The following is a 12,341-nucleotide window of genomic DNA, read 5'->3' on the forward strand; positions in this document are numbered from 1 at the left end:
CTCTCTCCAGTCGGCGGGGTGAATGGACGTCCCGTCGGCTGGAAGGGACCGGTCGATTCTCCCTGATCGAAGGTCGCTGCGATAGCGCCGGAAGGCATCCGCCGGGCATGGCCCGGCGCTACCGGTTCCGCCGCGGGTAGCGCCGGGCCATGCCCGGCGCCGTTCAGGGCAGCTGGGTGCGCACCCGCGCGAACCGGCGCAGGTCATGCAGGGTGCCGCGCTTGTAGATGGCGCAGCGCTCCACGCCCTCTTCCTGGAAACCGTTCTTTTCCAGCACCCGGGCCGACCCCAGATTGAAGTCCACCACGGTGGCCTGAAGCCTGAACAGGCGCAGTCCGTCCATCACCCACGGCGCGAAGACGCCCACCACGCGGGTCATGATGCCCCGCCCCCAGTACGCCCGGCCAAGCCAGTAGCCCAGCTCGGCGGTATGCCCACGCTCGGCCACGCCCGGCTGGGCACCGATACTGCCGCAGGCCTGGCCGTCGATCTCGATGGCCAGTGCCAGGGTGCCCGGGGTCAACACGCGACCGGCAAGGAACGCCTCACCGTCCTCACGTGTGTAGGGATAGGGGAAGCGATCGCGCAGGCCGCGTGACACCTCGGCATCGTTGGCATGACGCAGCAGCGATTCGAGGTCGCCGCCGCGCCATGGACGCAGCTGGAAACCGTCGCCGCGCAGCACTGGGGTCGGGGCCCTTTCCTGCGGGGAAAGGGATCCGCCCCCGTCGGCGCGACGGTCAGGCATGCCCGCCCACCGAGGGCGACGCTGCTTCCTGCTTTTCCAGCTCGCGCTTCACTGCTTCCGGCGAGCGCGTGTACGGGGCCAGACGTGCGTAGAACGCCGGCACCACGAACAGCGACAGGAAGGTGGACAGGGTGACGCCGAAGATGATCACGATACCGATCGTGCCACGGCTCGCCGAACCCGGTCCACCGGCCACCACCAGCGGAATCGCGCCGACCACGGTGGCGATGGACGTCATCAGGATCGGACGCAGGCGCACCATCGATGATTCGATGATGGCCTCGCGCACGCTGCGGCCGTCGTCACGCAGCTGGTTGGCGAACTCGACGATCAGGATGCCGTTCTTCGCCGCCAGGCCGACCAGCATCACGATGCCGATCTGGCTGAACAGGTTCACTGTGCCCCCGCTCAACCACAGGCCGACCAGCGCGCCGAGCACGCCCAGCGGTACCGTCAGCATGATCGTCAGCGGATGGATGAAGCTCTCGAACTGTGCGGCCAGGACCAGGTACACCACCAGCAGGGCCATGGCGAAGGTCAGCAGGACCGCACCGCCGGCGCTCTGGTACTCGCGCGACTCGCCCTTCCAGTTCACCTGCGCGTACTGCGGCAGCTCCTCGCGCGCGACGTTCTGTGCCCAGGCAATGGCCTCGCCCAACGGGTAGCCCGGCGCAAGGCCTGCGCTGATGGTGATCGAGCGCAGGCGGTTGAAGCGGTTCAAGGTGCCTGCCTCGGCAACCTCGCTCAGGGTGACCAGGTTCGACAAGGGCACCAGCTCACCGGAGGTGGCACGCACGCGGATCGCGGCCAGATCGGCCGGCGTGGCGCGTCCGTCGCGGCCCGCCTGGACCAGCACGTCGTACTCTTCGCCGTTGTCGACGAAGGTGGTGACGCGACGCGAGCCCATCATCGTTTCCAGCGCCGAGCCGATTGCGGTGACCGGCACGCCCAGGTCGGCCGCGCGCTGGCGGTCGATGTTCACCCGCATCTGCGGGCGGGTTTCCTTGTAGTCCGAGTCGGGGCCGACCAGGCCGGGATTGTCGGCCATGCGCAGCAGGATGCGGTCGCGCCACTGCGCGATCTCGGCGTACTCCGGGCCTCCCAGCACGATCTGGAAGGGCTGGCCGCCGCTGCGGACCAGGCCACCGCCGACCTGCGTGCGCACGCGCACGCCCTGGATGGTGTCCAGCTCCTTCTGCAGCTCATTGGCGACCTCCGGGGTGCCTTCGCTGCGCTGGCGCCACGGCTGCAGGAAGATGCTCACCCGGCCGGTGTGCATTTCCTCGCTTGCGCCCCAGCCACCGGGCACGCGCGGGTTGGCGCGCACGATCGGCTTGTCCGCTCCGACGTGGGGCGCCAGCATCGCTTCGACCTGCTGCACCTGCTGCACGGTGTAGTCGTAGCCTGCGCCTTCCGGGCCGTCGATCATGATCTGGAACGAGCCACGGTCTTCGGCTGGCGCCAGTTCCGAGGGCAGCACCTTGATCAGCAGCCAGCTGGCAGCCAATGCCGCCGCCATCACCAGCAGGTAGATCCAGGTGCGATCGACGTGGCGCTGCAGGATGCGGCCATAGGCGCCGGCCAGCCGCTCCAGGTTGCGGTTGACGAAGCCATGCAGGCCACGCGGCGCCTGCCCGGTATGCGGCTTGAGCAGTTTGGAGGCCATCATCGGTGTCAGCGTCAACGCCACGAACGCGGACAGCGCCACGGCCGCGGCCAGCGCCACCGCCAGCTCGCGGAACAGGCGTCCGGTGTTGCCCTCGAGGAAACCGACCGGCAGGAACACCGCCACCAGCACCGCGGTGGTCGCGATCACCGCGAAGGCCACCTGCGTGGTACCCCGCTTGGACGCCACCAGCGGCGGCTCACCCAGATCGATCCGGCGCTGCACGTTCTCCACCACCACGATCGCATCGTCGACCACCAGGCCGATGCACAGCACCAGCGCCAGCAATGTCAGCAGGTTGATCGAGAAATCGAACGCGTACAGCGCGATGAATGCGGCCACCAGGCACACCGGTACCGTCACGGCCGGAATCAGCGCTGCGCGGAAGCTGCCGAGGAACAGCCAGATCACCGCCAGCACGAGGATCATCGCCTCCACCAATGTGGCATAGACGCGATCGACGGCCGCTTCGATGAAGGTGGTGTTGTCGAAGGCAACGAAGATCTGCGTGCCCTTGGGCAGCGTCAACGCGACCCGCTCGGCTTCGGCGCGCGCGGTGCGCGCGACGTCCAGCGAGTTCGCGGTGGAGGTCTTGACGATGCCCAGGCCGATGCCCGGCTCGCCATTGCTGCGGTAATAGGCGCGGCGCTCGGCCGACGCCAGCTCGATCTTCGCCACGTCGCCCATGCGCACGACGTAACCGTCGCTGCCCTTGCCCAGCGGGATGGTCGCGAAGTCTTCGGGCTTGATGTAATTGCGTTCCACGCGCAGGGTGAAATCGCGGTCGGTGGATTCGATGCGCCCGGCGGGCAGTTCCACGTTCTCGTTGCGCAGCGCGGTTTCCACATCACCGGTGGTCAGTCCACGCGCGGCCAGCTGATCGCGGTCCAGCCAGATGCGCATCGCATAGCGCTGGCGACCACCGATACGGACCTGGGCGACGCCATCGAGGCTGGAAAAGCGGTCGACCACATAGCGGTCGGCGTAGTCGCTCAGCTCCAGCGTATCCATGGTCGAGGAGACCATGTTGAACCAGATGATCGGATCGGCATCGCTCTCGACCTTGGCGATCTCCGGCGGGCGCGCCTCTTCCGGCATGCGGTCGGCAACCCGGCTGACGGCATCGCGCACGTCATTGGCCGCGGCCTCGATATCGCGGTTGGAGGTGAACTCGATGCTGACCTGCGAGCGGCCGTTGGTGCTGCGCGCGTTGATGGTATCGATGCCTTCGATGCCGGCGAGCGCATCTTCCAGCACCTGGGTGATCCGGCTTTCGATGACCGCTGCCGAGGCACCGGTGTAGTCGACCGAGACCGACACGATGGGCGGGTCGATGGCCGGCAGTTCGCGCAGCGTGAGGCGGGTGAAGGACATGATGCCCAGCACCAGCAGCAGCAGGCTCATCACTACGGCGAACACCGGCCGCTGGATGGAAACGTCGGACAGCTTCATCCGCCCTGTTCCTCGGTCGCGACCGGCGCAGGCGCATCGGCAGGCTTGGCACCGCTGGCCGGCGCCGCATCACGGGCGGCCACCTTCAGACCCGGGCGCAGCTTGCCGGTGCCGTCGACCACGATGCGCTGACCGGCGGCCAGCCCCTGCTTGATCTCGACCACGCCCGCACGGCGCGCGCCGGTGACCACGTCCACGCGCTCGACGCTGTCGTCGGCGCCGATGCGGTACACGAAACTGTCACGGCCCACCTGCACCACCGCGATCTCCGGGATCACCAGCGCCGGGCGCTCGGGGCGGAACAGGCGCACATCGAGCAGCATGCCCGGGCGCAGCGCATGGTCGGCGTTGGCGAAGTCGGCCCGCACGGTCACCGCGCGGGTGGCCGGGTCGATACGTGCATCGATGGTGGTGACCTCTCCTTCGAACGTGCGCCCCGGCCACGCGACGCTGGTCGCGCTGACCTTGTCGCCCGCCGAAAGCGCGGCCAGTTCCACTTCGGGCACCTGGAAATCGACGTGCATGCGCTCGATGTCGTCCAGAGTGGCAATCACCGTGGTCGGCGTCAGCAGCGTGCCAGGGCTGACCTGGCGGATACCCAGCACGCCTGCGAACGGCGCACGCACACGACGGTCGCCGATGTCGGCCTGCATCTGCGCGACACGGGCCTCGGCGGCATCGCGGATCGACTTCTGCGTATCCAGCGTGGCGCTGGACACCAACCGCTGCGTGGCCAGTTCGCGCTGCCGGCGGTACAGCTGGTCGGCCTCGTGGAAGGTGGCCTGCGCCTGCACCAGCGCCGCTTCCTGGGCCTGGCCACGCAGAGTCACGATCGGCGCACCCGCAGCGATCTGCTGGCCGCTTTCGAAGTGCACCTTCTCCACGATCTCACTGACCTTGGCGGTGACGCTGATCGACTCCCGCGCCTTGGCCGTACCCAGCGCCTGCAGGGTGTCGTTCCATTGCGTGGGCTGCACGATCTGCGCGGTGACCGGCACCGCTTCCCCCTGCCGTCGCGCGGCGGCCTCCTGTTTGCCTGCGCACCCGGCCAGGACGGCCAGGCTGAGGCCAAGGGCCAGGGTCGAAGCGATACGAGCCAACATGAACGGTCCTGATTGATCCACGGCCGCCGAGTGTAGGCATCCCCCCGCGAAGGCGGTATATGCCAAGCGTTTACCGGCGTGGAACCGGCGTCGCGATAGCGGCCTGAACCCGTTCCATGCAAGGGTCTGTGCGGCGGTGTCGGCGTATGTCGGGATGTATCCGGGCGGCCGCTGGGCGCGCCGCTGCCGTAGAGTCGGACAGGTCCGGCGGAGGGCGTCGGACCGGGTCGGATCCTGGCGGGGATCCGATCCGGTTGTTCCTCTCCCCGGCCGATCCATCGGGGCCTGGCCGCGTTGTTGCTGTTGCGACAGTTCTTCGCAGGTGCAGGGCGCAGCCCTGCCCGAGCATCCTCACACCGTGATGGTCTGGGTCAGCGATTCCCAGGTCGGCGGCAGCGGCCACGCGGCCACCTGGTTGCCGTCCAGCACCCGGCGCAGGTCCCGCGGATCGATCTGTGGCGCCAACACATGCACCAGCTCCAGCGCGTAATCGCGCAGCACGCGGTCACGCGGCAGAACCGCCCAGGCGATGCACTCCGCGATCGGAGCGGGTGCCGGCCATGCCTTGAGGTCTTCGTCGAGGGAACTGACCGCCATTTCGGCCAGCAGGCCCACACCCAGGCCGGTACGGACATAGGTCTTGATCAGATCGGCGTCCAGCGCAGTCAGCGCCAGATCCGGAACCAGCCCGTTGGCAGCAAAGGCACGCTGCAGCGACGAGTTCGGGCGCGTGGACGATTCATAGCTGATCAGGGGCTGGCGGGCGAGCGCCGCCAGGTCCGGTGCGCGGCCCGCGCGATCCAGCGGATGGCCCTTGGGCACCACCACCAGCCGCCGCCAGCGGAACAACGGTACGGCGATGCCATCGCCAGGCTCCCCACCGGCCGTACTGATGATGGCGATGTCCGCATCACCCTGGTTCAACCGATCCAGCGCATCGGCTTCGGCGGCCTGCTGCAGGTGCACGCTGACCTGCGGATACGCCTGCTTGATCGCCGCCACCGCCGGCGGCAGCACGAAACGCGCCTGGGTATGGGTGGTGGTCAGGATCAGCTGGCCCTGGCTTTCGCGGCGCTGGTTGGCCGCGTAGGTGCGGATGTTGTTGGCCTCGGCCAGCACGGCGCGCGCGCGGGAGATCACCTCGGTACCGGCCGGGGTAACGGACTCCAGGCTGCGACCCTTGCGTACGAACAACAGGAAGCCCAGCTCGTCCTCCAGCTGCTTGAGCTGCTTGGACAGGCCGGGTTGGGTGGCGTGCACGCGCGAGGCAGCCAGCGTGATGTTCAGCTCGGCGTCGGCGATGGCGACCAGATAGCGCAGCTGGGTCAGCGTCATGGGCGGGCAGGCAGCAGGGGCGGAGGTCCACTCTAGGGTCAATTGCCGTCACCAGCTTATAACCAAAGGTTGTTTAAGAAAGGCATCTGGTCATTTCCGGGCGTCATATGCCGGCGCTACGGTCAGCCGGCAGCCGCTGGCGTGAACAGCCAGCCCTCCCTCTTCCGCCCGCCGTCCTGGCGTGGCCCCGCCTCCGGAGCGCTTCCATGGCCCTGTACGACTCCATCCTCGACACCGTCGGCAACACCCCCATCGTCAAGCTGCAGCGCCTGGCGCCGCCGCAGGTCAGCCTCTACGCCAAGGTCGAGTCGTTCAATCCCGGCGGTTCGGTCAAGGACCGCCTGGCGCTGGCGATCATCCTCGACGCCGAGGCCCGTGGCCTGCTCAAGCCGGGTGACACCATCGTCGAAGCCACCTCGGGCAACACCGGCGTGGCGCTGGCGATGGTGGCCGCCGCCCGTGGCTACAAGTTCGTGGCGACCATGGTCGAGACGTTCTCGGTGGAACGCCGCAAGCTGATGCGTGCCTACGGCGCCAAGGTGATCCTGACCCCGGCGGCGGAACGTGGCAGCGGCATGGTGCGCAAGGCGCGCGAACTGGCCGAACAGCATGGCTGGTTCCTCGCCAGCCAGTTCGCCAATCCGGCCAACCCGGCCTACCACCGCAACACGACGGCGGCGGAGATCCTGCGCGACTTCGCCGGCAGGCGCCTGGACTATTTCGTCAGCGGCTGGGGAACCGGCGGAACCCTCACCGGTGTCGGCGAGGTGCTGAAGGTCGCACGGCCGCAGACCCGCATCATCGCCACCGAGCCAGCCGGCGCCGCGCTGCTCAAGGGCGATGACTGGAAGCCGCACAAGATCCAGGGCTGGACGCCGGACTTCGTGCCGGACGTGCTCAACCGCGACGTGGTGGACGAGCTGCTGAGCGTGGACGACGAACGCGCCATCGCCACCGCGCGCCGGCTGGCCGCCGAGGAAGGCATCTTCGTCGGCATCTCCGCCGGCGCCACGGTCGCCAGCGCGCTGGATGTGGCCAGCCGTGCCGAGCCGGGTTCGGTGATCCTGGCGATGCTTCCGGATACCGGCGAGCGCTACTTCTCCACGCCCCTGTTCGCCGACGTGAACGAAGGTTCCGACGACGACTGGCTGGCCGGCCTGCCGTGATGCACAGGGTCGGATCCCTTTCCCGTCCGGGAGAGGGCTCTGACCCTGCCTGCGCACCTCGGAAACATGGGGTCAGGGCCTTTTCCATACGGAAAAGGATCTGACCCCTCTCTGCTTCAGCCTGCGTGAAGGTGGCGACCGCCATCGTGCGTGAAGACCGTCGGATCGCAGCGCGTGAGACGGTCATGACGCAGCATCGATGGCCTGTCCCCTACGCTGGGTACAGCCGCCGCAGGTACTGCGCGGAACATCCGACAGGCAGGAGACGGACGCATGAAGATCGAAGTGTGGCAGGGCGACATCACGACCCTGGCGGTGGATGCGATCGTCAACGCGGCCAATGAATCGCTGCTGGGCGGCGGCGGAGTGGACGGTGCGATCCACCGTGCCGCCGGCCCCGGCCTGCTGGCCGAATGCCGGCAACTGCCGGAACTGCGCCCAGGCGTGCGCTGCCCGACCGGTGAAGTGCGCGCCACCGGCGCCCATGCATTGCCGGCGCGGCACGTGCTGCACACGGTGGGCCCGGTCTGGCACGACGGCCTGCGCGATGAACCCGCGCTGCTGGCCAACTGCTACTGGAAATCGCTGCAGCTGGCCGAATCGCTCGGGGTGCAGTCGATCGCGTTCCCGGCCATCAGTTGTGGCGTGTACGGCTATCCGCTTTACCAGGCCGCGCAGATCGCCGTGACGGAAACCCTGGCGTGGCAACGCAGCCATGCACAGCCGATGCGGATCGTGCTGGTTGCTTTCAACACCGCCACGGCCAAGGCGTATCAGCAGGCCCTGGCCAGTGCCGGGCAGAACGCGGACAACGAAGTGCGCGGCACGCTGCTGCCGCCACTGGGTGATACCGGCTTCGCTGCCGCGCATTGAACACGGGGCGGCGGCACTGAAGAAAAGGCCGGGCAATGCCCGGCCTTTTCATTGCGGCAGTGCCCCTGGACGCGTCAGCGGCTGGCCGCGTCGACCGCGGCGTCATCCGGCACGGCCGCCGCATCCGCCGCTGCGCGGGCCGCCGACGCCGCGGCGCCGGCAGCGCTGGCGCCATCGATCTGCACGCGCACCTCGACCAGGCCCTGCTCGTCGCTGAGGCTGGAAACATCGACGGTGTAATGACCGGCCGGCAACGATTCCTGCAGACGCGCGTTGGTGCCGTTGCCGCCGTCGTCGTCGACCAGCTCGACATCACCGCCGACCACACGCAGCACGGTGTCCACCTGACCGGAGATCGCATCCAGGCGAACGTCGCCCGGACGCTCCAGTGTCAGCAGGAAGCGACGGCGACCTTCGCTGTCGAGCATGGTGAACACGCTGCCCGACTGCGGCAGTTGGGTACCGTCGCGCTCGACGATGTTGCCCGGCAGCTCGGTGCGGGCAACGGTCAGCTTGAAGGTGCCGGACGCATCGTCGTCCAGCCCGCGCACGCCCAGTGTGTACTTGCCGGGCTGCAACGGCAGCGACAGGCGCGAATTGGTGCTGTCACCGCCATCGTCGTTCTCCGCGTCGATCTCGCCGCCCTTCAGCTTCAGCACGGTATCGAACGCATCGGACGACAGGTTGACCTCATAGAGGCCGGCCTTGTCCACCTGCAGGGTGTAGTCCTGCGATCCGGAAACCAGCATGTCCACGACTTCGCCGCTGCCTGCGATGGGCTTGCCGTCGTAGGGCACCAGCTTCTCTACCCGCAGGCGGTAAGGGCCGTAGGCGGTCGGGCTGTCGGCGTTGACCGCCACCTGGTAGGTGCCGGCACCGTTGGCGCGGAACGCCAGCGATACATCCCCGCTGCGCTCATAGCCGGTGCGGCTGCTGGCGACCAGGCTGCCATTGTTGAACACGGCAATCGAGCCACTGAGGGCACCGGTCAGCTTCATGCCCACCAGCTGCTTGTCCTCCAGCGTGATCTGGTACAGCTGGTGGTGGCTGCCGTCATTGAAATTGATGCCGCTGCGCGAGGTGATCTCGCCGGAAACGGGCTTGTCGAACTCGAGCGACGGGGCCTTGCCCACATCCGCATTGCTGCCGGAGCGGTTGCAACCGCCTGCGGCGAGGACCGTAGCAACGGCCAGCGTGATTGCTGCCAAACGCATGTTTTTTCTCCTTGGCCTTCCATGTGTGTCCCCCGGGCCGGCCGGGCCCGCGGGAGGCGGAAAAGATACCCGCAAAAGCAAACGCCGGCGTGAGGCCGGCGTTGCCCTGTTCATCCTGCGATGGAACCGATCAACCGTTCCACTTGCCCAGTGCAGCCAGGCCGTTTTCCTTGGCGCGCTCGAACACGGTCTTCTGCGCGGCGGCGTAGTTGCCCTTCATGTCCTTGGCCCACAGCTTCAGTGCCGCCTGCTGCATGGCACGGCCGTAGGAGAAGCTCAGCGGCCACGGCAGGTTGCCCAGCTGGTTCATCGCATTGAGGTGGGCGGTGGACTGTTCATCGCTCTGGCCGCCGGACAGGAACACCACGCCCGGCAGGATCGCCGGCACGGTGCTCTTCAGGCACATCACGGTGGACTCGGCCACTTCCTCGACGTCGGCCTGCTCTTCGCAGTCCTTGCCCGAGATGACCATCGAAGCCTTCAGGATGGTGCCTTCCAGCAGCACGTTCTGCTGGTACAGGGCGTCGAACAGCGAACGCAGGGTGGCTTCGGTGACTTCGTAGCAGGTCTCGATGTCGTGGTCGCCGTCCATGATCACTTCCGGCTCGACCATCGGCACCAGGCCGCATTCCTGGCACAGCGCGGCGTAGCGGGCCAGCGCATGGGCGTTGGATTCGATGCAGGTGCCCGACGGAATGCTCTCGCCGATGTTGATGACCGCACGCCACTTGGCAAAGCGCGCACCCAGCTTGTAATACTCCTGCAGGCGCTCACGCAGGCCGTCCAGGCCTTCGGTGACCAGTTCGCCCGGGCAGCCGGCCAGCGGATGCGCACCCTTGTCCACCTTGATGCCCGGAATCATGCCGTGGTCGGCCATGTACTTGGCGAACGGCACGCCGTCCTTGGTCGACTGGCGGATGGTTTCGTCGTACAGGATGGCGCCGGAAATGTGCTCGTTGAGCTTCGGCGTGGTCAGCAGCAGTTCGCGATAGGCGCGACGGTTCTCCTCGGTGTTCTCGATGCCCACGCCGGCGAAGCGCTTGGCGATGGTACCGGTGGATTCGTCGATCGCGATGATGCCCTTGCCCGGGGCAACCATGGCCTGGGCGGTTTCAGCCAGCTGTTCGATGCTCATGTACTTCCTGTGGCGGGTGCGGGAAAAACGTAAGTATAGCCCCGCAGCCCGTGGCCTCGACGTGGAGGCCAGACTGGAAACGATTCCAATGTCCGTTCAGGACAGGCGCTGTCCTGCGGCGTTCCGGTCAGAGCCCCGGTGGGGCTCCGACCCGGTTCCGCAGCGGTTACAGATCGCCCAGACCGCTGGCGCGACCGTCTTCGCCCACCTCGAGCAGGCGCAGGGTGTTGGTCGCACCGTGGGTTTCCATGTGCTCACCGCTGGTGAACACCACCCGATCGCCGGCCTGCAGCAGATCCGATTCGACCAGCAGGCGGATGCTGCCACGTGCGGCTTCGCGCGGGGTCAGGCCACGGCTGTCGAAATTGATCGGAAACACATCGCGCATCAGCGCCATCTGCCGGCGTGCGCCGTCATGGCGGGTCACCGCGAACACCGGTGCCTTGGCACGGAAGCGCGACAGGTAGCGCGCGGTACCGCCGGACTCGGTCATGGCCACGATGGCCCGCACGCCCACGTGCTGGGACAGGAACATGGTCGCCATCGCGATGGCCTGGTCGGCGCGCTCCAGGTTGCGCGGCGACGCATTGAAGTCGGTCTCGGTCTGGAACTGGCGCTCGGCGCCCAGGCAGATGCGCGCCATCGCCTCCACGGCCTTGACCGGATACGCACCGGCAGCGGTTTCGGCCGACAGCATCACCGCATCGGTGCCGTCGATCACCGAGTTGGCCACGTCCAGCACTTCCGCGCGGGTCGGGATCGGGCTTTCCACCATCGACTGCAGCATCTGGGTGGCAGTGATCACCACCTTGTTCTGCGCCAGCGAAGCCTTGATGATCTTCTTCTGCAGGCCCGGCAGTTCGGCATCGCCGATTTCCACGCCGAGGTCGCCGCGCGCCACCATCACCACGTCACTGGCCTCGACGATCTCCTCCAGGTTCTCGATCGCTTCGGTGCGCTCGATCTTGGACACCAGCGCGGCGTAGCAGCCGTGCGATTCGGCGATCGCGCGGGCATCGTTCATGTCCTGCGCATTGCGGCAGAAGGAAACGGCGATGAAGTCGACACCGATCTTGGCGACGATCCCGATCAGCTCCTTGTCGCGCTCGGTCAACGCGCCCAGCGACAGGCCACCGCCCTGCTTGTTCAAGCCCTTGCGATCAGACAGCACCCCGTCGTTGAGCACGGTGCTGATGATCCGCTCACCCTGCACCTCGACGACCTGCAGCTGCATCAGGCCGTCATCGAGGAGCAGGACATCACCGGGGCCGACGTCCTGCGGCAGGCCGAGGTAGCTCACACCCACCTGCGTGGCATCGCCGGCCGGTGCGTTGGGCGAGGCGACCAGATCGAAACGATCGCCCGCCTTGAGATGGATCTTGCCTTCGGCAAAGCGCTCGATGCGGATCTTCGGGCCCGGCAGGTCGGCCAGGATGCCCACTTCCACGCCCACCCGCTGCGCGGCAGCGCGCACGTCGGCGGCACGCTTGGCCTGGCCGGACGGGTCACCGTGGCTGAAGTTCAGGCGCACCACGTTGACGCCGGCGCGGAACAGATCCTCCAGCACGCCCGGCGGATCGGTGGCCGGACCGAGGGTGGCTAGGATCTTGGTGCGACGCTGACGCTCGAACATGGTGAATGGGCCTCTC

Annotated in this window: 9 protein-coding genes; 2 read left to right on the forward strand and 7 right to left on the reverse strand. The window is 67.5% G+C overall.

The window, feature by feature from the left end; translation table 11 throughout:
• Positions 1 to 163: 163 nt before the first annotated feature.
• From N8888_RS14895 to N8888_RS14910, 4 genes are all read right to left on the reverse strand, one after another.
• Positions 164 to 748, reverse strand: coding sequence for a GNAT family N-acetyltransferase (locus N8888_RS14895; protein ID WP_263175489.1), 585 nt, complete (start codon positions 746 to 748; stop codon positions 164 to 166).
• Positions 741 to 3,866, reverse strand: a complete 3,126-nt coding sequence (locus tag N8888_RS14900; protein WP_065181659.1) for an efflux RND transporter permease subunit — start codon at positions 3,864 to 3,866, stop codon at positions 741 to 743. Before N8888_RS14900 ends, N8888_RS14895 begins: the two co-directional genes overlap by 8 nt.
• Positions 3,863 to 4,969: an efflux RND transporter periplasmic adaptor subunit gene (locus tag N8888_RS14905; protein ID WP_053517087.1), complete on the reverse strand. Its 1,107-nt coding sequence runs from the start codon at positions 4,967 to 4,969 to the stop codon at positions 3,863 to 3,865. The genes N8888_RS14900 and N8888_RS14905 overlap by 4 nt, the downstream gene beginning before the upstream one ends.
• Positions 4,970 to 5,320: 351 nt before the next feature.
• Positions 5,321 to 6,304 carry a LysR family transcriptional regulator gene (locus N8888_RS14910; RefSeq protein WP_053517088.1) on the reverse strand — a complete coding sequence of 328 codons (984 nt, stop codon included), beginning with the start codon at positions 6,302 to 6,304 and terminating at the stop codon, positions 5,321 to 5,323.
• 206 nt (positions 6,305 to 6,510) lie between these two features.
• On the opposite strand from N8888_RS14910, the gene cysK reads away from it, so the two are divergent.
• Both cysK and N8888_RS14920 read left to right on the forward strand, forming a co-directional pair.
• Entirely contained in the window at positions 6,511 to 7,470 is a 960-nt protein-coding gene (gene cysK, locus N8888_RS14915; protein WP_065175759.1) for a cysteine synthase A, read from the forward strand.
• A 273-nt stretch (positions 7,471 to 7,743) separates the two neighbouring features.
• Positions 7,744 to 8,343 carry an O-acetyl-ADP-ribose deacetylase gene (locus N8888_RS14920; protein WP_053517092.1) on the forward strand — a complete coding sequence of 200 codons (600 nt, stop codon included), beginning with the start codon at positions 7,744 to 7,746 and terminating at the stop codon, positions 8,341 to 8,343.
• Positions 8,344 to 8,417: 74 nt separating this feature from the next.
• On the opposite strand, the gene N8888_RS14925 is transcribed toward N8888_RS14920, so the two are convergent.
• From N8888_RS14925 to pyk, 3 genes are all read right to left on the reverse strand, one after another.
• Entirely contained in the window at positions 8,418 to 9,557 is a 1,140-nt protein-coding gene (locus tag N8888_RS14925; RefSeq protein ID WP_065175758.1) for an ABC transporter substrate-binding protein, read from the reverse strand.
• A gap of 130 nt (positions 9,558 to 9,687) precedes the next feature.
• Entirely contained in the window at positions 9,688 to 10,692 is a 1,005-nt protein-coding gene (locus tag N8888_RS14930) for a class I fructose-bisphosphate aldolase (RefSeq protein ID WP_053518502.1), read from the reverse strand.
• 166 nt (positions 10,693 to 10,858) lie between these two features.
• Positions 10,859 to 12,325, reverse strand: coding sequence for a pyruvate kinase (gene pyk / locus N8888_RS14935; RefSeq protein ID WP_065175757.1), 1,467 nt, complete (start codon positions 12,323 to 12,325; stop codon positions 10,859 to 10,861).
• Between the last annotated feature and the right edge of the window lie 16 nt (positions 12,326 to 12,341).

It is taken from the genome of Stenotrophomonas maltophilia, from assembly GCF_025642255.1.
GTDB classification, from domain to species: Bacteria; Pseudomonadota; Gammaproteobacteria; order Xanthomonadales; family Xanthomonadaceae; genus Stenotrophomonas; species Stenotrophomonas maltophilia_P.